Below are 21,711 nucleotides of genomic sequence, written 5' to 3'. Positions count from 1 at the left end.
TGCGCAGTGTGCTACCGCCCAGCGCTTAAAGCAAATTCTTTGTGTTAAGGTCTGCCGCATGGCTATTAAAGAAGGTTTACGCCCCGGTGGCCGCAGTGCCCGGGTGCAGGAGTCGATTCATTCGGCGGTCAATGCGCTGCTGCAAGAGCAGGAACGTTCCACCGTGACCGTCCCGCAGATTGCCGCCCGCGCGGGGGTTACGCCGTCGACGATCTACCGCCGCTGGGGTGATCTGGCGGCGTTGCTGGCGGACGTCGCCCTCGCCCGCATGCGCCCGGACAGCGAGCCGGCGAACACTGGCAGCCTGCGCGGCGATATCCGCGCCTGGGCCGAGCAATATCTCGACGAGATGAGCTCGGAGGTCGGGCGCAACATGATGCGCGACGTGCAGGCCAGCGCTACGCCCGGCTATTGCGTGGCGATCATTGGTGCGCAGTTGCAGACCATTGTCGATCGCTATCCGGATGAAAAGACACCGAGTGTCGATCGCTTGATCAATCTGGTGGTGGCGCCGGTGGTGTTCCGGATTCTGTTTTCGGCCACGGCGCTGGAGGTGGATGAGTTGCATCGGTTGATCGATATTGCATTGCGGCAGGACTGACGCCTTCGCGAGCAGGCTCGCTCCCACAAGGGAATGCATTCCAGAAAGTGGGAGCGAGCCTGCTCGCGAAGAGGCACGCCCGGGCACCACAAAAACCACCCGGTACCCCGCCTGCGACACCCCGCCACGCCACGACCTTGGTCGACACTGACTAACCGCCGCGCGCGTGCGAGACTGTCCGCCCGGGCAGGAGTGCCGGGGAGTCTTTTGTCGGGAGTGCTGCATGTCGTTGTCCACCGGGCTGATCGCCGTCGTTGCCCTGGCCTACATGGCCATCATGTTCGCCATCGCCTTCTACGGCGACCGTCGCAGCACGCCGTTGCCGCCACGGGTGCGCGCTTGGGTGTACAGCCTGTCGCTGGCGGTTTACTGCACCAGTTGGACGTTCTTCGGCGCGGTCGGTCAGGCGGCGGAACAACTGTGGTCATTCCTGCCGATCTACCTCGGGCCGATCCTGCTGCTGGTCGGCGCGCCGTGGGTCCTGCAGAAAATGGTGATGATCAGCAAACAGGAGAACATCACCTCCATCGCCGACTTCATCGCCGCGCGCTACGGTAAGTCGCAATCGCTGGCGGTGGTTGTGGCGCTGATCTGTCTGGTCGGCGTGTTGCCCTATATTGCCCTGCAACTCAAAGGCATTGTCCTTGGCGTGAACCTGCTGATCGGCGCCGGCGCCGATGCCATGGGCACCCGCGCTCAGGACACGGCGCTGATCGTGTCGCTGGTGCTGGCGTTGTTCACCATCGTTTTCGGTACGCGCAACCTCGACGCCACCGAACACCACCGTGGCATGGTGCTGGCGATTGCCTTCGAATCGCTGGTCAAGCTGTTCGCCTTTCTCGCCGTCGGCGCCTTCGTCACGTACGGCCTGTATGACGGTTTCGACGACCTGTTCAATCAGGCGATGCTCGCCCCGCGCCTTGAGGCGTACTGGAAGGAAACCATCAACTGGCCATCGATGGTGGTGCAGACCGGCGTGGCGATGATGGCGATCATCTGCCTGCCCCGGCAATTTCACGTCACCGTGGTGGAGAACATCGACCCACAGGATCTGCGACTGGCGAAATGGGTGTTCCCCGCCTATCTGGCTTTGGCCGCATTGTTTGTAGTCCCGATCGCCCTTGCCGGTCAGATGATGCTGCCCAGCCACGTGCTGCCCGACTCGTTCGTGATCAGCCTGCCGCTGGCCCAGGCCCATCCGGCGCTGGCGATGCTGGCGTTTATCGGTGGTGCATCGGCAGCGACCGGCATGGTGATTGTCGCCAGCGTCGCCCTGTCGACCATGGTCTCCAACGACATGCTGTTGCCGTGGCTGTTGCGCCGCAATAACGCCGAGCGCCCGTTCGAAGTGTTCCGCCAGTGGATGCTCTCGGTGCGCCGCGTCAGCATCGTGGTGATTCTGCTGCTGGCCTACGTCAGTTATCGCTTGCTCGGCTCGACCGCGAGCCTGGCGACCATCGGCCAGATCGCTTTCGCGGCGGTAACGCAACTGGCGCCGGCGATGCTTGGCGCGCTGTACTGGAAACAGGCCAACCGCCGGGGCGTGTTCGCCGGCCTCGCCACCGGGACGTTTCTGTGGTTTTACACGCTGGTGCTGCCGATTGCCGCGCACAGTCTCGGCTGGTCGCTGGCGAGTTTCCCCGGCTTGGCGTGGCTGCACAGCAATCCGCTGAACCTGCCGATTACGCCGCTGACTCAAGGCGTGGTGCTGTCGCTGGCGGGTAACTTCACCCTGTTCGCCTGGGTCTCGGTGCTGTCGCGCACGCGGGTTTCCGAGCACTGGCAGGCCGGGCGTTTCATCGGTCAGGAAATCAGCGCGCGGCCTAATGCTCGTTCAATGCTGGCGGTGCAGATCGACGATCTGCTGCAACTGGCGGCGCGTTTCGTCGGCGAAGAACGCGCGCGGCAGAGCTTCATTCGCTTCGCCTACCGTCAGGGCAAGGGTTTCAACCCCAACCAGAACGCCGACAGTGAATGGATCGCCCATACCGAACGTTTGCTCGCCGGTGTCCTCGGCGCTTCTTCGACGCGCGCTGTAGTAAAAGCCGCCATCGAAGGTCGGGAAATGCAGCTGGAGGACGTAGTCCGAATCGCTGACGAAGCCTCGGAAGTGCTGCAGTTCAACCGAGCGCTGCTGCAAGGCGCGATCGAGAACATCACCCAGGGCATCAGCGTGGTAGACCAGTCGCTGAAACTGGTGGCGTGGAACCGGCGTTATCTGGAGCTGTTCAACTACCCCGACGGCCTGATCAGCGTCGGCCGGCCGATTGCCGACATCATTCGCTACAACGCCGAACGCGGTTTGTGCGGCCCCGGCGAAGCGGAAGTGCACGTCGCGCGACGCTTGCACTGGATGCGTCAGGGCCGCGCGCACACTTCCGAACGGCTGTTTCCCAATGGCCGGGTGATCGAGCTGATCGGCAACCCGATGCCCGGCGGCGGATTTGTCATGAGCTTCACCGACATTACCGCGTTCCGCGAAGCCGAACAGGCGCTGACCGAGGCCAACGAAGGGCTGGAACAACGGGTCAGCGAGCGCACCCAGGAACTGTCGCAACTCAACGTCGCGCTCACCGAAGCCAAGGGCAATGCCGAGGCGGCCAACCAGTCGAAAACCCGCTTCCTCGCCGCTGTCAGCCATGACTTGATGCAACCGCTGAACGCCGCACGGCTGTTCTCCGCCGCCCTCTCCCACCAGAACGAAGGCTTGAGCGCAGAGGCGCAGCAGCTGGTGCAACACCTCGACAGCTCGCTGCGCTCGGCGGAAGACCTGATCAGCGATCTACTGGACATCTCGCGCCTGGAAAACGGCAAGATCAACCCGGACCGCAAAGCGTTCGTCGTCAATGAACTGTTCGACACCCTAGGCGCGGAGTTCAAGGCGCTGGCCCAAGAGCAAAAGCTCACGTTCCGGGTGCGCGGCAGTCAATTGCGCATCGACAGCGACATCAAACTGCTGCGGCGGATTCTGCAGAACTTCCTCACCAACGCGTTCCGCTACGCCAAAGGCCCGGTGCTGCTGGGCGTGCGTCGGCGCGGTGGCGAGTTATGTCTGGAAGTCTGGGATCGCGGCCCGGGGATTCCGGAAGACAAACAACAAGTGATTTTCGAAGAATTCAAACGCCTCGACAGCCACCAGACCCGCGCCGAAAAAGGTCTGGGCCTGGGTCTGGCGATCGCCGACGGCTTGTGCCGCGTGCTCGGGCACACCCTGCGCGTTCGCTCCTGGCCGGGGCGCGGCAGTGTATTCAGCGTGACGGTACCGCTGGCGCGCACGCAAACACCTGCGGCGAGCGCCTCGGTCGAACCGAACAGCAAAATGCTCAGCGGCGCGCAGGTGCTGTGCATCGATAACGAAGACAGCATCCTGATCGGCATGAACAGCCTGTTGAGCCGCTGGGGCTGCCAAGTGTGGACGGCGCGCAATCGCGAAGAATGCGCAGCGATATTGAATGAAGGCGTGCGGCCGCAACTGGCGCTGGTCGACTATCACCTCGACCACGGCGATACCGGCACAGAGCTGATGGCGTGGTTGCGCACACGCCTGGGCGAGCCGGTACCCGGCGTGGTAATCAGCGCGGATGGACGCCCGGAGACCGTAGCGCAAGTGCATGCTGCGGGCCTGGATTACCTGGCCAAACCGGTGAAGCCGGCAGCGTTGCGGGCACTGTTGAGTCGGTATTTGCCGTTGTAGAAGGTGACCTTGCAGACGCCTTCGCGAGCAGGCTCGCTCCCACAGAAAAGCAAAGCAGCGAAGCTGCCCGCGGCGCAGCCGCCCCACTCAACAATGAGCGCAAGCTCGAGTGCTTTTGATCTTGATCCACCGGCGACGTCGGAAGGCTGAGCGGAGGGATTGATCCGGGGGTGGGAGCGCAGCGACCGTACGACGCAGTCGTACACAGCGAGTGTAGGTGCAGCGAAGCAAACCGGAGCCGCTGCTCCCGGATCGATCCCGCAGCGAAGGGACCCGAGCCTGCGAGGGCCGAACGTAGGAGCAAGCCTTTTGGGTTACCTTTTTGGCGTTTGAAAAAGGTGACTCGCCGTAAGGGCGAAACCGCCAGCCGCCATCACCGCAGCAACGGATATGCCCCAAAAATCAGCCCAAAAAAAAGACCTCTTACTCAGGCAACTCAACCAACCCATCAACATCCGTCATCGCCCGCTCCAGCAAATCCGCCGGCAAGCTCTTGCTCGCCCGCGCCCCAAGCAACTTCAACTGCTCACTACGGCTGACCAGATTACCGCGCCCCTCTGTCAGCTTGTTGCGCGCTGAGCTGTAAGCCTTGTCCAGTTGCTGCAGACGATTGCCCACTTCGTCCAGATCCTGAATAAACAACACGAACTTGTCGTACAGCCAACCCGCCCGCTCAGCGATTTCCCGGGCATTCTGGCTCTGCCGTTCCTGCTTCCACAGACTGTCGATCACCCGCAGCGTGGCCAACAGCGTAGTCGGACTGACGATCACGATATTGCGGTCGAAAGCATCCTGAAACAGCGAAGGCTCAGCCTGCAACGCAGCGGAAAATGCCGCTTCGATCGGTACGAACAACAAAACGAAATCGAGGCTGTGCAGGCCTTCCAAGCGCTTGTAATCCTTGCCGGCCAGACCTTTGACATGATTGCGCAGCGACAATACATGCTGCTTGATCGCGATCTGTCCGAGGGTGTCGTCATCGGCCGCAACATATTGTTGATAGGCCGTGAGGCTGACTTTCGAGTCGACCACGACTTGCTTGTCGCCGGGCAGATAAATGATTACATCGGGCTGGAAACGCTCACCGTCCGGGCCTTTGAGATTGACCTGAGTCTGATACTCGCGGCCCTTCTCCAGACCCGCGTGCTCAAGAACGCGCTCGAGGATCAGTTCGCCCCAATTGCCCTGGGTTTTCTGGCCCTTGAGCGCGCGAGTCAGATTGGTCGCTTCGTCGCTCAGACGCAGATTCAATGCCTGCAAACGCTCCAGCTCCTTGGCCAGCGAGAAGCGCTCGCGGGCTTCGGCCTGATAGCTTTCTTCCACGCGTTTTTCAAAGGACTGAATGCGCTCTTTCAACGGATCGAGCAACTGCCCGAGCCGCTGCTGGCTGGTTTCGGCAAAGCGCTGCTCACGCTCATCGAAGATCTTGCCGGCCAGCTCGGCGAACTGCGCACGCAGCTCATCACGCGAGCCTTGCAGGTCGTTGAGACGTTGTTGATGGCTTTCCTGTTGCTCTCGCAGTTCGGCACTCAGCGAGGCAGCGTGGGCGTCGAGGCGGCGCAACTCAGCGTCCTTGTTGGCGCGTTCGAGGTTCCAGGCGTGGGAGGCATCGCGGGCGTCATCGCGCTCGATCTGCAGCAATTCGACTTCGCGGCGCAGCGCGGCGAGGTCTGCCTGTTTGGCGGCGTTGGCCTGGCCAAGATCGGCGATTTCATCGCGGCTCGCTTCAAGCTGCGCGGTGAGGCCGTCCTGGGCCAGTTGCGCCATCGCCAGGCGCTCTTCGAGCAAGGCCAGATCGGCCTGGGCATTGCTGGCCCGGCGTTGCAGTTGCCAGGCCAGCGCCAGCAGCGGCAACCCTGCCGCCGCAAGACCGAGCAATACGCTGGTCAAGTCCATAGCCATAGCGACTCCTGCCAATCGGATAAAGCCTGAAGGTTAACCAAGGTGCCTGGGCTTGGACAGCTCAGTCTTCGATCAGACCGAGTTCCTGCTGCGCGCGACGGTCACCGGCACGGGCGGCCTGACGCAGCAACTCCTGACCGATACGCCGGTCACGGGCATTGCCGCACTCCCGGCAAATCAATTGGCCGAGGCGGCTTTGTGCGGCGACCACGCCTTCTCGGGCCGGTTGCTTGAGCAGACGGCCGGCCAGGTGCTTGGCGCTGGGACTGTCGCTCAGGCGCGGCGCATCGAGCAGCCATTCGGCCACACGCACGGAAAAACGCTTGGGAGCGGTAACAGAGGTCGGATTGGAGGTAACAGAGTCTGATACTGAGCGAAACTTCATAAAGCACTGCGGGACAGATCGGAAGGCGCGCCACTTTACTCTCTTTTTCTTACAGGTAAGTCGAAAAAAACCCGGCACGCCCGTCCTAGAGCAAGCGCTAGGGACAATCCACAGAAGCTGTGGATAAGTCAGTGGACAACCGCTCTACGATCCCCGCAAAGCCTTATGGAATGGGGCTCGCAGTCAAACTGACGATTTTTTCACCAACAAAAAAAGACGATATTTTTCATTGACTTAAACTTTTGATACAGGCAGCGACTGGAGTCAGGATCGATGTGACAGTTGCGTTACGCTCTGCGCAACTAATGTGCACAAGTACCTGTGCGCCGGTTATATGCGTGCGCTTTTTGGGGTCATTTTGCGCAGCTGCGAACGACCGAAAGGCTCTGCGAAAAGCGTGCACGCCGACGGACGGTGCGACACGACCATACCCTGTGAAGCTTTTTTTGACATGGGGTTTGCTTCGCCCGAACGGATCCGTTACTATCCGCGGCGTTAGTACCAAGCTGAAAGTCAATTCCGGTCGAACATCTCCCCACGGTCAACTTCCAACAGGAAGACACTGCCGAAAAAAGCGGGAACGACCCCTCGATGGTTTCCAGGTAACTCTTGCGACGACGCTGCCTTTGAACGAAAACAAAGGGCGTTGCCAAGAACACTTACTCTGACCGAACCAACCTGCAAATTGATCAGGATCTTCACCCCGGGCCCAGAACCTTTGCCCTCGCTGTGATGCCTGTCCTCCTAAGTACCTACCTGCCAGCCCAAGCGCGCTCACTTATCAGCGCTTCAAACTGGCTGCTTTGTTCCAGTCGGGTTCTTCGTTCGATCAATGGTGATCAACGTTACTGGAACGTTTTAACGTTGCACGGTTCTTATCCGTGTCATTTGTAGGAACACCTAATAACTATGTCTACTCAAATCCAGACTCAGGATGCCATTCGCACCCTAACCAACGCTTTTGCTCCAATGAACTGCCTGATCATGGCCGCTCGCAAAGGCTGCTTCAGCTTCACCGTAGTCAATGAACACGGTATCGCTCGTCACAGCGAGCGTCTGTACCCCGATCAATACTCCAGCGCCGAACCGCTGCAGGCCGTGATCGAGCGTACCCGTCAGGCACTGGTTGCCTGAAAGCCGGACAGGCTGCAAAAGCAAAGCCCTGCTGAAAAGCGGGGCTTTTTATTGCCTGATATTTCACTTTTAGCGCAACGCTTCTAAGCATGTTCCGATCTAACGCCCGGTATGCGATGGCGGAAATATTTTAAAAACAGTCCTTTACACGCTGAATATGACACTACACTTCAACTCAAGCGGCTTGACCCGCTTGCGGCGAGCCTGATTCGATCCACTGCTGCCAAAGCCCCTTCAGGACTCGCCCTCAACAACAAGAACCGAGGGTGTTATGGGTATCGCTGCCAGCGAACTGTGCCGCTATGTGATCCGTCCCACATTGATCTATCTGGGACGCCACTGCGCAACCGCCGAATCCCTGCTGCTGGGTATCGCTGCCAGCCAATCCGCCCTCGGCTCTGCCCTGCACGACCGCCGCGGCCACGGCCTCTACCGGATTGCCGAGCATCGCCATCAGGCGCTCTGGGACGATTATCTGGCGCTCGACCCGGAGCGCGCCAGCCTGGTGCGCGGCCTCGCCAGTCAGCATGCATTCCTCAGCGGCCCGCATCTGGAACTGACCGTCAACCTGCGTTACGCCACGGCCATCGCCTGGCTGCTGGTGGAAGAACAGAACCCCACCCTCCCCGCTCCGACCGATCTGCTCGGCATGGCGCGTATCTGGCGCCAGACCTTTCAACCGCAAGGCCGTTTGCGCGACTTTACCTGCGCTTGGCAAACCTGTGTTTCACCGCTGAATCAGGTCGCTTGCTGACCGGGCGGTTTCACAAGTTCTCGCAACAAGTCGCCATTTTGGTCGGATTGTCCTACAAAACCGCTCTAACTCAAGGCTTACAAGCTATAGCGCTGGGACGAAAATGTTGGTAATTTTCGCCCCGGTGATCACCAGGAGTTCTAATAATGAAAAAAGTCATGCTCAAAACCACCCTTAGCCTCGCCGTTACCCTTGCCTCCACACAAATCTTCGCGGCAGGTTTTGCCCTCAACGAACAAAGCATCAGTGGGATGGGGACTGGTTTTGCCGGGCGATCTTCTTCTGCCGACGACGCAAGCACTGTTTATGGCAACCCGGCCGGCATGGCGCGCATCAAGCGCGAACAAGTCACCGGCGGCGTCGCCCTGGTCGACGCGCATACCGATATCAGCGATACCAGCTCCAGCCCTAATGGCGGCAGCAACAAGGGCGACATGGTACCCCTCACTGCCGTACCGATGGGCTTCTATGTAAAACCGATCGATGATCACTGGGCATTCGGCCTCGGTGTGTACGTACCGTTCGGCCTGATCACGGATTACGAAAACGGCTTCGCCGGTCGTTACTTCGGCAGCAAGTCCGAAGTGCAAGTCATCACTTTCCAGCCAACCGTCAGCTACGCCTTCAACGACAAGGTGTCGATCGGTTTCGGCCCGACCATCAACCGCATCGACGGCTCGCTGGAATCCAACCTGTCGATCACCCAGGCACTGCCGGACGGCAAGGTCAAGATCAAGGGTGACGACACCGCGCTGGGCTACAACGTCGGCTTGCTGGTCCAGGCCACCGACACCACCCGTGTCGGCCTGACCTATCACTCCAAGGTCGACTACAAGCTCGAAGGCGACACCAAGGTCAACTACAACGCTCTGGCGCTGGTGGGCGTTGGCGCCAACCAGAAGTACGACGCTTCGTTGAAGATCACCACGCCGGAATCCGTGGACCTGTCGGTCACCCAGGCGATCAACGATCGCTGGAACGTCTACGCCGGCACCACCTGGACCCGCTGGAGCCAACTGGACAAGATCACCGTGAAGAACTCCGGCGTGCAGCCTCTGCTGGCCGGTCAGTTCGGTTCGATCAACGAAGACCAGAACTGGCATGACTCCTGGGCCTATGCCGTGGGTACCTCGTACCAGTTGAACAAGGAATGGGTCCTGCGTACCGGTCTGACCTTCGACCAGTCGCCAACCAATAACGAAGACCGCTCGCCGCGTATCCCGACTGGCGACCGCACCATCTTCAGTATCGGTGCCGGCTGGAGCCCGACCGACGACCTGACCATCGACGTCGCGTACTCGTACCTGAAAGAAGAGTCGGTCAACATCCGCAACGAAAACGCGCGTGGCCAGACTTACGATGCCAAGTATGAAAACTCGGCAAACGGCTTCGGTGTCGGCGCGACATACCGCTTCTGATGCACCGTGGCGAGGCTAACCCCTCGCCCAAGAAAAAGCCCCGCTCTCTTTACAGAGGCGGGGCTTTTTCATGCCTGGGCATCGAACAAACCGGTAGGAGCTGACGAGTGCAACGAGGCTGCGATCTTTTGTTCTTGAAATTCCAGGATCAAAAGATCGCAGCCTCGTTGCACTCGTCAGCTCCTACAGGACCATCACAAGGCTTCAGGGCTTCAGCGGTTTGGAGGCAATGGCCTTTTCGATCGCGGCGATAAACTCGGGGTCATCCGGTTTGGTCAAGCTGGAAAAACTCGCCACGACCTTGCCCTGCCGGTCGACCACATACTTGTAGAAGTTCCACTTCGGCGCATTGCTCTGCGCAGCCAGCACCTGAAACAGATGCGTGGCGTCATCGCCGCGGACCTTCTGCGGCTCGGTCATGTTGAAGGTCACGCCATAATTGGCGTAGCAGACCTTGGCGGTTTCCGCGCTGTCCTTGGACTCCTGCTTGAAGTCATTCGACGGCACACCGAGCATTTCCAGCCCCTGATCCTTATAGCGCTTGTTCAGCGCCTCGAGGCCTTCGAACTGCGGCGCGAAACCGCAGGAGCTGGCGGTATTGACCACCACCAGCGGCTTGTCGGCGTACTGCTTGCACAGATCGATGGATTCCTTGGCGCGCAGCTTGGGCAGCGAGCCTTGCAGCAGCTCAGGACAGTCGGCGGCCTGGGCCAGACCAGTCAACGCCATCAGCAACGCGGGAACAGCACACCAGCGCATCAACATGTCGAACTTCCTTGGGCAGTCATCAGGCTTCGACGTTACTCGCCACGCTGCCATCTAGCAAATGCTCATGCCCAACTGCATCAGCGCCAGACCGCCGCGTTGCCAGCCCCACCACACCAGCGCCAACAGCGCTGCAGCCAGTGCGGTCAGCGCGAATCGCGCGCAGATCCGGCTCATGCTGCGCTCGCCGCAGCTTGCAGGCGGGCCACCGGACGCTCGCGCACCGGCCAGTTCAGCGCCGCCGCGAGCAGGCTCAAGAGAACCGCCACTTGCCAGATCAAGTCATAACTCCCGGTTCGGTCGTACACCACCCCGCCCAGCCAGCCACCAAGGAACGAACCGAGCTGATGGAACAGAAAGACGATGCCACCGAGCATGGACAAATTGCGCACGCCGAACAAGGTCGCCACCGTACCGTTGGTCAACGGCACCGTCGACAGCCACAGGAAGCCCATGGCCATGCCGAACAGATACGCTGTGGTGGTGGTCACCGGCAACCACAGGAACAGCACGATCACCACCGCGCGCAACAGATACAGCGCAGTCAACAGACGCGGTTTGGACATGCGTCCGCCAAGCCAACCAGCGGTGTAAGTGCCGAAGATATTGAACAGCCCGATCAATGCCAGCACCGTGGTGCCGACACTGGCGGGCAGATGCTGATCCACCAGATACGCTGGCAAGTGCACACCGATGAACACCACCTGAAAACCGCAGACAAAAAAGCCGAACGCCAGCAGCCAGAATCCGGAGTGCGAGCAGGCCTCACGCAGCGCTTCGGAAAGAGTCTGTTCATGGCCAAGCACCGGCAGGGGTTTATCCTTGAGCATGCTCACCAGCGGCACAATCATCGCCACCAGCAGGCCCAGCACCAACAGCGCGGCCGACCAGCCGAGCCAGCCGATCAACCCGAGAGTGCCCGGCAACATCGCAAACTGGCCGAACGAACCGGCGGCGCTGGCGATACCCATGCCCATGCTGCGTTTCTCTGGCGGCACAGCGCGACCCACAACACCAAGAATGACCGAAAACGAAGTGCCCGAAAGACCGATACCGATCAGCAGACCGGCACTGAGTGACAGAGTCACTGCCGAATCAGACAGGCCCATGCACACCAGGCCCGCCGCGTAGAGGATCCCACCGACCAGCACCACTTTCGCCGCACCGAAGCGGTCGGCCAGCGCGCCGGTGAACGGCTGCGCCAGGCCCCAGATCAGGTTTTGCAGGGCTATGGCGAAGGCAAACACTTCGCGACCCCAGCCGAACTGCGCGCTCATTGGCGACAGGAACAAGCCGAACCCGTGACGCACGCCCAATGACAACGCCAGGATCAGCGCACTCCCCAGCAACACCCAACCGCACGTACGCCACATCGATGTCATTGTTATTCTCCAGTCGCGGGTATATACCCGCTTGAGCGCGAAGAAACCGGCGTCAGGCCAGTTCGTCGAGCAATTTGAGCAAGGTTTCGCGCTTCTCGGCACCGAGCCGGTCGATCAGCCGCTGTTGCGCCGCCTCCCACGCCGGCAATGCCGCTGCCAGGCGCTGCACGCCGGTTTCAGTGAGGCGCACGATGCGGTTGCGCATGTCCTCGCCTTCGGCCAGCGCCACCAGACCTTCGCCCTCCAGCACACGCAAGTTGCGCCCCAAAGTGCTGCGATCCAGGCCCATGGCCTCGGCCAGTTCGGAAATGCTCGGTTGCTCCAGCCGCTGCAGATTGCACAGCAGAGAATACTGGGCAACGTTGATCCCGAAGCCGTCGAGAGCGCCGTCGTAATGCCTGCTGACGCCACGCGCGGCGCGACGCAGGTTGGTGCACAAACACTGAGAAGGAAGCATGATGCGTGTATATACCCGCGAGTGTGTTAAATCAAGTTACAGATGAGTTTACTCTGAACATCATTGCTGCCGGTGAGGCCGCCTTCGCCAGCAGGCTCGCTCCCACAGGGGATTGCATTTCGAAGGCGGGAGCGAGCCTGCTCGCGAAGGGGCCGGCATCATCAACGCCAATCCTTCAGACCAGAGCGAGGCCGACCAACACCCCCATCTCCAGCAATTCCAGCAACGCCCCCGCCGTGTCCCCGGTAGCCCCGCCCAACCGCCGCATCATCAAACGCCGAAGCCAGACAAACCCGACCAGCGAAATCAGCACCGCGCCGAAACCGGCGATAAACACGCAGCCCAAGGCACTCAACCCCAGCACCCACCACCCCGCTCTGCGCGGCAGATGATCGGCCAGTGCCTGACCCAAGCCACCCGCACGCACATATGGCGTAGTCAGAAACAACCCCAACAGCGCCGCTCGCCCGAGTACCGGAACGATGATCAGCGCCAGGGTATGCCCTTGCTCGATCAGCGCCAGCAGCGCGGCAAATTTGAGCAACAGGACCAGCACCAGCGTGACCACCGCAATCGGCCCGCTGCGCGGATCTTTCATGATCGTCAGCGTGCGCTCGCGATCACCAAAACCGCCGAGCCAGGCATCAGCGCTGTCGGCCAGGCCATCGAGATGCAGCGCGCCGCTGAGCAATACCCACACGGTCAACAACAGCGCCGCATGCAGCAACATCGGCGCGCTGGCCAACAACAGATTCAACGCATAGAGGATCAGCCCGAACAGCAATCCCACCAGCGGATAAAACAGCAGCGAACGGCCAAGCTGTTGCGGCTCAGGCATGCCCGGCAGGCGAATCGGCAGGCTGCTGAGAAACTGCAAGGCGATCCACAGCGGTAACATCTCAGTGACCTTCCTTGAGCGCGCCGTCAGCCTCGACCGTCAGCGCAAACAGCGCGCCGTGGCCGACTTCGACATTGAGCAGTTGCTCGCGCGGCAGACCACGTGCCTGCGCGAGCAACAAGCGCATCACGCCGCCGTGGCTGACCAGCAGAATTCGTTCGCCGGCGTAAGCCGCCTGCAACCGCGCGACCGCCGCCAACACCCGCGCGGAAAACGCGCTGACCGGCTCCCCCTGCGGTGGCGTGAAGCCATACGGATCAGCCCAGAACAGCCCCAGCGCTTCGGCATCCGTTTCCATCAACGCCGCCGCGCTTTGCCCTTCCCACGCGCCGAAATGCAGCTCTTGCAGATCCTTGTCCAGATGCACGGACAGGTTCAATTGCTCACCGAGTTCGGCGGCGAAGCGCGCGCAACGCTGCAATGGCGAACTGACAATTCGATCCCACGGCCCGCCGTCGACCACCGCTGCACGCATCTGCGTCCAGCCGTTTGCGGTCAGCGCATCGTCGAGGCTGCCGCGCAAGCCGCCGCCGAGTTCCGTTTCGCCGTGGCGCAGCAGATCCAGACGCAGACTCATGCCGGGCGATCCGCGACAGCCGCTTCGGCGAACGTCGCCATTTGTCCGTGTAGGTCACAGGCCAGGCGCAACAACGGCACCGCCAACGCCGCGCCACTGCCCTCGCCAAGGCGCAGGTCGAGTTCCAGCAACGGTTCGGCGCTCAAGGTTTCCAGCACATGACGATGGCCCGGCTCGGCACCGCGATGGCCGAACAACAGCCACTCGCGACAGGCCGGATTCAAGCGCACCGCGACCAGCGCGGCGACCGTGCAGATAAAGCCGTCAACCAGCACCGCGATGCCTTCCTGCGCGCAGGCCAGATAGGCGCCGACCAACGCGGCAATCTCGAAACCGCCAAGATTGAACAACGTCTGCAAGGCATCGCCACGCTGTGCGGCATGCAGCGCCAGCGCGCGTTCGATGACTTGCGCCTTGTGGCTGACGCCAGCGGCATTCAGCCCGGTACCGGGGCCGGTCAGGTGCGCTACCGGGCAATCGAGCAAGGCACAGGCCAGCGCACTGGCCGCCGTGGTATTGCCGATGCCCATCTCGCCGCCGATGAACAACTGGGTGCCGGCGGCTTTCGGGCGCACGACACTGTCGCGACCGGCCTGCAAGGCCAATTCGCCCTGCGCCTGAGTCATCGCTGCGCTCTGAGCGAAGTTCGCCGTTCCCGCGCCAATGTTCAGATGGCGCACGCCGGGCAGATTCAGCGTCGGATTCACTGTGCCCAGATCGACCACTTCCAGTTGCGCGCCGAGCTGACGTGCCAGCACGCTGATCGCCGCGCCGCCGCTGACAAAGTTGAGCAGCATCTGCCCGGTGACTTCCTGCGGATAAGCCGATACACCTTCGGCTACCACGCCATGGTCGCCAGCGAAAATCGCGATCCAGACTTGATCGAGCGTTGGCTTGAGCTGACCTTGCAGACCGGCCAGTTGCACGGCCACCGATTCAAGGCGCCCCAACGAACCGGCCGGTTTGGTCAGTTGCTGCTGGCGCTCGGTCGCTTGCGCGATGATGTCCGAGTTCACGGTTTTGCACGGGTTCAGCCACCAGGTCGGGCTCATAACGCAGGTCCTTTCAAAGTCAGGGGCAGGCCGGCGACGGTCAGGACAACTCGCTGACAACGCTCGGCCAGAGCTTGATGCAGCCAACCGGCTTCATCGACATAGCGGCGAGTCAATTCGCCCAGCGGCACGACACCCATTCCGGTTTCGTTGCTGACAAAAATGATTTCGCCCGGCAACGACGCCAGGCAATCGAGCAAGGCTTCACGCTCGGCGGCGAGACGTTCGGCGTCGTCGAGCATGAGCAGATTGGTCAGCCACAGGGTCAGGCAATCGACCAGCAGGCAGCGCTCGGCGCCGGCGGATTCGCGCAGCACGCGGGCCAGTTCCAGCGGCTCTTCGATCAACGCCCATTCAGCCGGGCGGCGTGCGCGGTGATGGGCGACGCGTTGATTCATTTCGCCGTCCAGCGGTTGGCTGGTGGCGATGTAGGTGACCGCCAGATGGCTGTCGCTGGCGAGTTTTTCCGCCAGACGACTCTTGCCGGAACGGGCGCCGCCGAGGATCAGTTGGAGCATGGGTTCATCCAAAAATGTGTGGTAAGGCAGCCGCCCCTTCGCGAGCAGGCTCGCTCCCACGGTTGATCGCAGTTCCCTGTGGGAGCGAGCCTGCTCGCGAAGAGGCCAGTCCAGACAACTCAAATCCCGCAGAGCTGACGCAACAGCCCGGTATCCAGATGCTTCTCCACCAGATCTGCCAGCCGTTCGATATCGCGTTCGCGCAAGCCGTGGTAATCGACCTCTTGTACATCACTCAGCCCGGCCCAGCGCAGCAACGCCGCGCTCGCCTCGGGGGATTCGAACAAGCCATGCAGATAGGTGCCGAACACCTGACCATCAGCACTTTGCGCACCATCGCAACGACCGTCGTCCAAATGCACCGCCGGATTCTCCAGCGCCGGCCCGCTGGTTACGCCAGCATGTATTTCGTAACCGCTGACTGCGGCGCTTTCCAACGCCAGCCGCCCGCGCACGTTGCGCAATTGCTTCTCGGCTTCGAGTTGGGTTTCGAACGCCAGCAGCCCCAGACCGGCGCTGGAGCCGGCAGCGCCTTCCAGCCCAAGCGGATCGTGCACCTGCTCACCGAGCATCTGCAGACCGCCGCAAATCCCCAGCACTTTGCCGCCGTAGCGCAGATGCCGATTGATCGCCGCGTCCCAGCCGTTGGCGCGTAGATAAGCCAGATCACTGCGCACGCTTTTCGAGCCCGGCAGAATGATCAGATCGGCGGCGGGAATTGCCTGGCCCGGGCCGACAAATTGCAGATCCACCTGCGGATGCAGACGCAGCGGGTCGAAGTCGGTGTGATTGCTGATGCGCGGCAGCACCGGCACCACCACTTTCAATACCTGCTCGGCCTTGTCGGTCTGGCGTTGGTCGATGCCGTCCTCGGCCTCAAGGTGCAGGTCCATCACGTAGGGCAACACGCCGACCACCGGTTTGCCGGTGCGCTGCTCCAGCCAGTCGAGGCCCGGTTGCAACAAGGCGATATCGCCGCGAAAGCGGTTGATGATGAAGCCTTTGACCCTCGCCTGTTCGCTCGGCGAGAGCAATTCCAGCGTGCCGACCAAATGCGCAAACACGCCGCCGCGATTGATGTCGGCGATCAGCAAAACCGGGCAATCCACCGCCTCGGCAAAGCCCATGTTGGCAATGTCGCCGGCGCGCAGATTGATCTCCGCCGGCGAACCGGCGCCTTCGACCATTACCAACGAGTACGCAGCGCTGAGTCGCTCGTGCGAGGCGAGCACCGCTTGCATCGCGATGGCCTTGTAATCGTGATAGGCGACGGCGTTCATCGTCGTCACCGCGCGGCCATGAATGATCACTTGCGCGCCGGTGTCGCTGTTGGGTTTGAGCAGCACCGGGTTCATGTCTGTGTGCGGTTCAAGACCGGCCGCTTGCGCCTGCACTGCCTGCGCGCGGCCGATCTCGCCGCCGTCAGCGGTGACTGCGCTGTTGAGCGCCATGTTCTGCGGTTTGAACGGCACCACCGCCACGCCCTGGCGAGTGGCCCAGCGGCACAACGCCGTCACCAACGTGCTTTTGCCGGCATCGGACGTGGTGCCTTGCACCATCAGAGTGGTCATGGGTGGTCCTTGGCGAATGCTTGCAAAGCCTGTTCGAGACGCAGCGCTTGCGCGGCATCCGCTGGCAGGCCGAAACGCACACTGCTGTTGTGGCTGAACAGGCGCAGGAGGATGCCGCGCCGGGCGAGGAATTCGTGCAGCGCTTCGGCGTGCTCGGTGATCAGCCACTGAAACAGCGCGCAGCCACCCTGCGGTGCAAAACCGCAACGGGTCAGCAGCGCCACCAGCCGTTCGCTCGCTTCATCGCTGCGAATCCGCTGACGGGTGTGACCCTCGGTGTCTTGCAGGCACGCCGTACCGAGTACACGCGTCGGCCCGCTCACCGCCCACGGCCCGACCTGTTCGGCGAGCAGTTTGAGCAACTTGCGCTCGGCCAGAACGAAACCGAGGCGCACCCCGGCCAGACCGAAAAACTTGCCGAACGAACGCAACACCACCAGCCCGACCTGATGCGCATAGGGCGCCAGGCTCAGCTGCGGCGTGTTGTCCATAAACGCCTCGTCGACCACCAGCCAGCCACCGCGTTGCGCCAGCCGCGCATGCCAGTCGAGCAGGCGTGCCGGGGTCAGGCTGAGGCCGGTCGGATTGTTCGGATTGACCACCACCAATACATCGAGGCTGTCGAGAAAGAACTCGACTTCCTGCTCGAGCACTTCACGGACGATGTAACCGCTGCGCCGCCAGGCTTCGGCATGCTCGGCATAGCACGGCGACAACACGCCGACCTTGCCGGCCCGGCGCAGACGCGGCAGCAACTGGATGGCCATTTGCGAGCCGGCCACCGGCAACACCTGCGCGGCGCCGTAGTAATCGCAGGCGGCCTGTTCCAGACCGTCGTCGGTTTCCGGCAAACGCGCCCAGGCGCGCAGCGGGATTTCCGGGATCGGGAACGGCCATGGCGCGAGGCCGCTGGACAGGTCGAGCCAGTCGGCTTCGGCAATCCCGTAATCGAGTGCAGCCTTGCGCAACCGGCCACCGTGCTCAAGCATAAAATTCCGCCCCCAGGCAAAGCATCAGCAGCCATAACCATACGCCGCGCTGGACCAATTGCCAGCCACGGTCAATGGAATCGGCATCCGCCGGCGCACCTTCGCCCAGTTGCGGGCGCTCATGCAGTTCGCCGTGATAGATCGCCGGGCCACCCAACTCGACGCCCAGCGCACCGGCACCGGCCGCCATCACCGGGCCGGCGTTGGGGCTGTCCCACTGCGGCGCCTGGGTGCGCCAGCATTTGAGCGCGAGTCGGGTTTTGCCGAGCAGCGCGTAGGTCAATGCCACCAGACGCGCAGGAATGTAGTTCAACACGTCGTCGATTTTCGCCGCCGCCCAGCCGAAACGTTCGAAGCGTTCGTTGCGATAACCCCACATCGCATCGAGGGTATTGCTCAAGCGATACAGAACCACGCCCGGGGCGCCGGCGACGACAAACCAGAACAGCGCGGCGAACACCGCATCGCTGCCGTTCTCCAGCACCGATTCAGTGGCGGCACGGGCCACGGCAGTGCTGTCGAGTTCATCGGTCTGGCGGCTGACCAGATAACCGACACGCTTGCGCGCCTCGTCCAGATCATCGGCGCGCAACGCAGCCGCGACCGGCGCGACATGTTCGCCGAGGCTGCGCATGCCGAGGGCGCAATACAGCGCGAGAATCTCGACAATCCAGCCCACATAGGGCGCCCAGGAAAATGCGGTGGCGAGCAGAGTCAGCGGCAGCACCGCGAGCACCCACGCGGTCACACCATGGCTGCGCCAGCCACGGCCGCCGGCGTTGAAGCGTTGCTCGATGCGCCCGGCAAAATTGCCGAACGCCACCAGCGGATGCCAGCGTTTCGGTTCACCAAGCAGCGCATCCAGCGCTACTGCGGCGACACTCAGCAACGCCACACTCATTGATTCACTCCCCAATAATTTTCGTACAGCAACTCGTTGAGCGGCCGCGCCTGCGCCCAGCCTTCGAGCACCAACATCGGCGCCGGATAGAACTCCCTGACCGGGCCGAGACACAACACCGCCAGCGGTTTCGCACCGGCCGGCAATTTGAGCAAATCCGCCAAGGCTTGCGGTTCGAACAACGAAACCCAGCCCATGCCCAGGCCTTCGGCGCGGGAGGCCAGCCACAGATTCTGGATCGCGCAGGACAGCGAGGCCATGTCCATTTCCGGCAACGTGCGCCGACCGAAGATGTGTTTTTCGCGATCGTCCATCAGCGCTGCGACCAGCACTTCGGCGCAGTCGTTGATGCCTTCGACCTTGAGCTGCATGAACTCATCGCTGCGCTCGCCAAGGGCTTCGGCGGTGCGGATGCGTTCTTCTTCCACCAGATCGCGGATCTGCCCGCGCAGAGCACGATCGCTGATACGAATGAAGCGCCAGGGCTGCATCAGGCCGACGCTCGGCGCTTGATGAGCGGCTTCAAGCAGACGACTCAGCAACTGCGGCTCGACGCTGCCGCCGGTGAAGTGGCGCATGTCGCGGCGCTCGGCGATTGCCTTGTAGACCGCTGCGCGCTCGGCTTCGGAGAAGGTGTTCTCGGTCATGGCCCCATCGCTGGCAAGCCAGCTCCCACAGGAGATCGCATTTCTTCAGGAAGCTCACCATTCACTGTGGGAGCGAGCTTGCTCGCGAAGCCGGCCTCACTGTCTGGCGCAAACAATGCCGCAATCGCAGTCGGATTCGATGGGAAATAAAAGTGCACGTACGACGCCGTCATCCGCCCCTCGCGATAAACCGCCTCAGCGCCGCGCCCGCCATTGGGGCTCAGCCCACGGGCAATCGGCGTCAGCTCTGTGGTGGTCAGGGAATGATGATAGGTATGCCCACGCAACTCCCCTTCCGGCAATTCAACCGCCTGCAACGCCAGCGCCGCCAGACGCTTCTGCATCACCGCCTCGCCCTTGAGCAAACCGACCAGCTCAGCACGGGTGCCTTCCACGTCGGTCAGCGAATCAAGCAGGTAAAGCATGCCGCCACACTCGGCGAGCAAGGGCTTGCCCGCCGTATGGTGCGCGCGGATCGCCGCCAGCATCGAGGCGTTTTGCGCCAGCGCGACGTGATGCAACTCTGGATAGCCGCCCGGCAGATACAGGCTGTCCGCCTCGGGCAATTGCGTGTCGCGGATCGGCGAGAAGAAGCGCAATTCGGCGCCCATCGCCCGCAGCAGATCGAGACTGGCGCCATAGGTGAAGGCAAAGGCTTCATCGCGGGCAACGGCGATGCGCACACCTTTTAATAGAGGCTCGGCGGCGATGACGTCAGGCGCGGCGAATTCAACGGCCGGTGGCAGCGCGACCTCGCAACTGCTGGCCAGCGCATCGGCGGCCGCGTCGAGGCGCAGATCCAGATCATTCAATTCGCTGGCCTGAACCAGGCCGAGGTGGCGGCTCGGCAATTCGATACCGGTTTCGCGGGACAGCGCACCGTACCAGCGCAGACCTTCGGTGAGGCTGCCTTCGAGTAATTGCGCATGGCGCAAGGTGCCGACGCGGTTGGCCAGCACGCCAGCGAACGGCAAGTCCGGCTGATACTTGGCCAGGCCCAGCGCCAAGGCGCCAAAGGTCTGCGCCATGGCGGTGCCGTCGATCACGCCGAGCACCGGCACACCGAAGTGGCGCGCCAGATCAGCGCTGGATGGCGTGCCGTCGAACAGGCCCATCACGCCCTCGATCAGAATCAGGTCAGCCTCGGCGGCGGCTTCCCACAACAGCCGGCGACTTTCCTGCTCGCCGACCATCCACATGTCCAGTTGATACACCGGCGCACCGCTGGCGCGCTCGAGGATCATCGGATCGAGAAAGTCCGGGCCGCATTTGAATACGCGCACCTTGCGCCCCTGATTGCGATGCAAACGGGCGAGTGCGGCGGTGACGGTGGTCTTGCCCTGACCGGAGGCCGGCGCGGCGATCAACACCGCCGGGCAGTGACGTGGTTGCTTCAAAGTTCGACGCCTTTCTGCGCTTTGATCCCGGCCTGAAAGGCGTGCTTGAGCATGCCCATCTCGGTAACCGTGTCGCCCATCTCGATCATTTCCGGCTTGGCGCCGCGACCGGTGACCACCACGTGCTGCATCGGCGGGCGCGCTTGCAAATCGCTGAGCACCTGATCGAGATCGAGGTAGCCGTGCTTGAGGGCGATGTTCAATTCATCGAGCACCACCAGACCGATCGAAGGGTCGCGCAACAATTCACGCGAGACTTCCCAAGCGGCGGTCGCAGCGGCGATGTCGCGCTGACGATCCTGGGTTTCCCAGGTGAAGCCTTCGCCCATGACGTGGAAACGCACCTGCTCGGGGAAGCGGCGGAAAAACAATTCTTCGCCGGTGCTGTTGCGGCCCTTGATGAACTGCACAACGCCGCACTGCATGCCGTGGCCCATCGCGCGGGCGAGCATGCCGAACGCCGAGCTGCTCTTGCCTTTGCCATTGCCGCTCAGCACCAGCACCAGGCCACATTCGTCGGGCGAGTTGGCGATGCGTTCGTCGATCACGGCCTTCTTGCGCTGCATGCGCGCCAGATGGCGTTCGTCACGCTCGGGGGAATCAGTCATGGGGGGAGCTCTCCGTTGAGGCTGGATAACGGCGGGCAGGCACAAGAATAGACGGCAAAAA

General features: G+C 62.0%; 21 protein-coding genes. 5 read left to right on the top strand and 16 right to left on the bottom strand.

Going from position 1 to position 21,711, the window contains the following annotated elements; all coding sequences use genetic code 11:
- Nucleotides 1-58: 58 nt before the first annotated feature.
- Both AB4O45_RS21465 and AB4O45_RS21460 read left to right on the top strand, forming a co-directional pair.
- Nucleotides 59-601: a TetR/AcrR family transcriptional regulator gene (locus AB4O45_RS21465; protein WP_150636740.1), complete on the top strand. Its 543-nt coding sequence runs from the start codon at nucleotides 59-61 to the stop codon at nucleotides 599-601.
- Nucleotides 602-824: 223 nt separating this feature from the next.
- Complete coding sequence (locus AB4O45_RS21460; protein WP_460160512.1) at nucleotides 825-4,295, top strand: hybrid sensor histidine kinase/response regulator; 3,471 nt, start codon at nucleotides 825-827, stop codon at nucleotides 4,293-4,295.
- A gap of 423 nt (nucleotides 4,296-4,718) precedes the next feature.
- Here the strand turns inward: AB4O45_RS21460 and AB4O45_RS21455 are convergent, their stop codons facing one another.
- Both AB4O45_RS21455 and AB4O45_RS21450 read right to left on the bottom strand, forming a co-directional pair.
- Nucleotides 4,719-6,083 (bottom strand): DNA recombination protein RmuC, encoded by a 1,365-nt coding sequence (locus AB4O45_RS21455; RefSeq protein WP_163012219.1) that lies wholly within the window; start codon nucleotides 6,081-6,083, stop codon nucleotides 4,719-4,721.
- Nucleotides 6,084-6,258: 175 nt separating this feature from the next.
- Nucleotides 6,259-6,582, bottom strand: a complete 324-nt coding sequence (locus AB4O45_RS21450; RefSeq protein ID WP_024012181.1) for an SEL1-like repeat protein — start codon at nucleotides 6,580-6,582, stop codon at nucleotides 6,259-6,261.
- A gap of 909 nt (nucleotides 6,583-7,491) precedes the next feature.
- Here AB4O45_RS21450 and AB4O45_RS21445 point away from each other — a divergent pair.
- The 3 genes from AB4O45_RS21445 to AB4O45_RS21435 all read left to right on the top strand — a co-directional run bounded on the left by AB4O45_RS21445 (nucleotide 7,492) and on the right by AB4O45_RS21435 (nucleotide 9,888).
- Nucleotides 7,492-7,716 carry a hypothetical protein gene (locus AB4O45_RS21445; RefSeq protein ID WP_016773719.1) on the top strand — a complete coding sequence of 75 codons (225 nt, stop codon included), beginning with the start codon at nucleotides 7,492-7,494 and terminating at the stop codon, nucleotides 7,714-7,716.
- A gap of 271 nt (nucleotides 7,717-7,987) precedes the next feature.
- Entirely contained in the window at nucleotides 7,988-8,470 is a 483-nt protein-coding gene (locus tag AB4O45_RS21440) for a hypothetical protein (protein WP_041479533.1), read from the top strand.
- A 146-nt stretch (nucleotides 8,471-8,616) separates the two neighbouring features.
- Nucleotides 8,617-9,888 (top strand): OmpP1/FadL family transporter, encoded by a 1,272-nt coding sequence (locus tag AB4O45_RS21435; protein ID WP_056783953.1) that lies wholly within the window; start codon nucleotides 8,617-8,619, stop codon nucleotides 9,886-9,888.
- Nucleotides 9,889-10,092: 204 nt separating this feature from the next.
- Here AB4O45_RS21435 and AB4O45_RS21430 read toward each other — a convergent pair whose 3' ends face one another.
- The 14 genes from AB4O45_RS21430 to cobO form a co-directional block, all read right to left on the bottom strand.
- Entirely contained in the window at nucleotides 10,093-10,653 is a 561-nt protein-coding gene (locus AB4O45_RS21430) for a glutathione peroxidase (RefSeq protein WP_460160511.1), read from the bottom strand.
- 54 nt (nucleotides 10,654-10,707) lie between these two features.
- The gene (locus AB4O45_RS21425) at nucleotides 10,708-10,830 is read right to left on the bottom strand and encodes a hypothetical protein (RefSeq protein ID WP_256584315.1); all 123 of its coding nucleotides are present in this window, start codon (nucleotides 10,828-10,830) and stop codon (nucleotides 10,708-10,710) included.
- On the bottom strand, nucleotides 10,827-12,035 hold the full coding sequence (locus tag AB4O45_RS21420; RefSeq protein WP_056783951.1) for an MFS transporter: 1,209 nt from the start codon (nucleotides 12,033-12,035) through the stop codon (nucleotides 10,827-10,829). The genes AB4O45_RS21425 and AB4O45_RS21420 overlap by 4 nt, the downstream gene beginning before the upstream one ends.
- Before the next feature lie 52 nt (nucleotides 12,036-12,087).
- The gene (locus AB4O45_RS21415; RefSeq protein ID WP_016773714.1) at nucleotides 12,088-12,492 is read right to left on the bottom strand and encodes a MarR family winged helix-turn-helix transcriptional regulator; all 405 of its coding nucleotides are present in this window, start codon (nucleotides 12,490-12,492) and stop codon (nucleotides 12,088-12,090) included.
- A 175-nt stretch (nucleotides 12,493-12,667) separates the two neighbouring features.
- Nucleotides 12,668-13,390 (bottom strand): adenosylcobinamide-GDP ribazoletransferase, encoded by a 723-nt coding sequence (locus AB4O45_RS21410; RefSeq protein ID WP_460160510.1) that lies wholly within the window; start codon nucleotides 13,388-13,390, stop codon nucleotides 12,668-12,670.
- 1 nt (nucleotide 13,391) lies between these two features.
- Nucleotides 13,392-13,967 carry an alpha-ribazole phosphatase family protein gene (cobC, locus tag AB4O45_RS21405; protein ID WP_150741323.1) on the bottom strand — a complete coding sequence of 192 codons (576 nt, stop codon included), beginning with the start codon at nucleotides 13,965-13,967 and terminating at the stop codon, nucleotides 13,392-13,394.
- Nucleotides 13,964-15,019 (bottom strand): nicotinate-nucleotide--dimethylbenzimidazole phosphoribosyltransferase, encoded by a 1,056-nt coding sequence (cobT, locus tag AB4O45_RS21400; protein WP_460160509.1) that lies wholly within the window; start codon nucleotides 15,017-15,019, stop codon nucleotides 13,964-13,966. Before cobT ends, cobC begins: the two co-directional genes overlap by 4 nt.
- A complete protein-coding gene (gene cobU, locus AB4O45_RS21395) occupies nucleotides 15,016-15,537 on the bottom strand; it encodes a bifunctional adenosylcobinamide kinase/adenosylcobinamide-phosphate guanylyltransferase (protein WP_039763697.1) in 522 nt (173 codons plus the stop codon). Before cobU ends, cobT begins: the two co-directional genes overlap by 4 nt.
- A 119-nt stretch (nucleotides 15,538-15,656) precedes the next feature.
- On the bottom strand, nucleotides 15,657-17,108 hold the full coding sequence (locus AB4O45_RS21390; protein WP_252879678.1) for a cobyric acid synthase: 1,452 nt from the start codon (nucleotides 17,106-17,108) through the stop codon (nucleotides 15,657-15,659).
- Complete coding sequence (gene cobD / locus AB4O45_RS21385) at nucleotides 17,105-18,097, bottom strand: threonine-phosphate decarboxylase CobD (protein ID WP_041479542.1); 993 nt, start codon at nucleotides 18,095-18,097, stop codon at nucleotides 17,105-17,107. Before cobD ends, AB4O45_RS21390 begins: the two co-directional genes overlap by 4 nt.
- Nucleotides 18,090-18,998 (bottom strand): adenosylcobinamide-phosphate synthase CbiB, encoded by a 909-nt coding sequence (gene cbiB, locus AB4O45_RS21380; RefSeq protein ID WP_041479543.1) that lies wholly within the window; start codon nucleotides 18,996-18,998, stop codon nucleotides 18,090-18,092. Before cbiB ends, cobD begins: the two co-directional genes overlap by 8 nt.
- Entirely contained in the window at nucleotides 18,995-19,645 is a 651-nt protein-coding gene (bluB, locus tag AB4O45_RS21375; RefSeq protein ID WP_460160508.1) for a 5,6-dimethylbenzimidazole synthase, read from the bottom strand. The genes cbiB and bluB overlap by 4 nt, the downstream gene beginning before the upstream one ends.
- Entirely contained in the window at nucleotides 19,642-21,042 is a 1,401-nt protein-coding gene (locus tag AB4O45_RS21370; protein ID WP_460160507.1) for a cobyrinate a,c-diamide synthase, read from the bottom strand. The genes bluB and AB4O45_RS21370 overlap by 4 nt, the downstream gene beginning before the upstream one ends.
- Nucleotides 21,039-21,650, bottom strand: a complete 612-nt coding sequence (gene cobO / locus AB4O45_RS21365; protein WP_095180758.1) for a cob(I)yrinic acid a,c-diamide adenosyltransferase — start codon at nucleotides 21,648-21,650, stop codon at nucleotides 21,039-21,041. The genes AB4O45_RS21370 and cobO overlap by 4 nt, the downstream gene beginning before the upstream one ends.
- Nucleotides 21,651-21,711 lie beyond the last annotated feature (61 nt).

It is taken from the genome of Pseudomonas sp. S2_B10 (assembly GCF_054668425.1).
Note: the sequence above shows the minus strand (reverse complement) of the source record. Positions and strands in the feature narration are given on the sequence as shown.

Excerpts from the sequence above, each read along its gene's own strand:
- AB4O45_RS21465 (WP_150636740.1), top strand. The coding sequence starts at position 59 with ATGGCTATTAAAGAAGGTTTACGCCCCGGTGGCCGCAGTGCCCGGGTG.
- AB4O45_RS21460 (WP_460160512.1), top strand. The coding sequence starts at position 825 with ATGTCGTTGTCCACCGGGCTGATCGCCGTCGTTGCCCTGGCCTACATG.
- AB4O45_RS21450 (WP_024012181.1), bottom strand. The coding sequence starts at position 6,582 with ATGAAGTTTCGCTCAGTATCAGACTCTGTTACCTCCAATCCGACCTCT.
- AB4O45_RS21445 (WP_016773719.1), top strand. The coding sequence starts at position 7,492 with ATGTCTACTCAAATCCAGACTCAGGATGCCATTCGCACCCTAACCAAC.
- AB4O45_RS21440 (WP_041479533.1), top strand. The coding sequence starts at position 7,988 with ATGGGTATCGCTGCCAGCGAACTGTGCCGCTATGTGATCCGTCCCACA.
- AB4O45_RS21435 (WP_056783953.1), top strand. The coding sequence starts at position 8,617 with ATGAAAAAAGTCATGCTCAAAACCACCCTTAGCCTCGCCGTTACCCTT.
- AB4O45_RS21430 (WP_460160511.1), bottom strand. The coding sequence starts at position 10,653 with ATGTTGATGCGCTGGTGTGCTGTTCCCGCGTTGCTGATGGCGTTGACT.
- AB4O45_RS21425 (WP_256584315.1), bottom strand. The coding sequence starts at position 10,830 with ATGAGCCGGATCTGCGCGCGATTCGCGCTGACCGCACTGGCTGCAGCG.
- AB4O45_RS21420 (WP_056783951.1), bottom strand. The coding sequence starts at position 12,035 with ATGACATCGATGTGGCGTACGTGCGGTTGGGTGTTGCTGGGGAGTGCG.
- AB4O45_RS21415 (WP_016773714.1), bottom strand. The coding sequence starts at position 12,492 with ATGCTTCCTTCTCAGTGTTTGTGCACCAACCTGCGTCGCGCCGCGCGT.
- AB4O45_RS21410 (WP_460160510.1), bottom strand. The coding sequence starts at position 13,390 with ATGTTACCGCTGTGGATCGCCTTGCAGTTTCTCAGCAGCCTGCCGATT.
- cobC (WP_150741323.1), bottom strand. The coding sequence starts at position 13,967 with ATGAGTCTGCGTCTGGATCTGCTGCGCCACGGCGAAACGGAACTCGGC.
- cobT (WP_460160509.1), bottom strand. The coding sequence starts at position 15,019 with ATGAGCCCGACCTGGTGGCTGAACCCGTGCAAAACCGTGAACTCGGAC.
- cobU (WP_039763697.1), bottom strand. The coding sequence starts at position 15,537 with ATGCTCCAACTGATCCTCGGCGGCGCCCGTTCCGGCAAGAGTCGTCTG.
- AB4O45_RS21390 (WP_252879678.1), bottom strand. The coding sequence starts at position 17,108 with ATGACCACTCTGATGGTGCAAGGCACCACGTCCGATGCCGGCAAAAGC.
- cobD (WP_041479542.1), bottom strand. The coding sequence starts at position 18,097 with ATGCTTGAGCACGGTGGCCGGTTGCGCAAGGCTGCACTCGATTACGGG.
- cbiB (WP_041479543.1), bottom strand. The coding sequence starts at position 18,998 with ATGAGTGTGGCGTTGCTGAGTGTCGCCGCAGTAGCGCTGGATGCGCTG.
- bluB (WP_460160508.1), bottom strand. The coding sequence starts at position 19,645 with ATGACCGAGAACACCTTCTCCGAAGCCGAGCGCGCAGCGGTCTACAAG.
- cobO (WP_095180758.1), bottom strand. The coding sequence starts at position 21,650 with ATGACTGATTCCCCCGAGCGTGACGAACGCCATCTGGCGCGCATGCAG.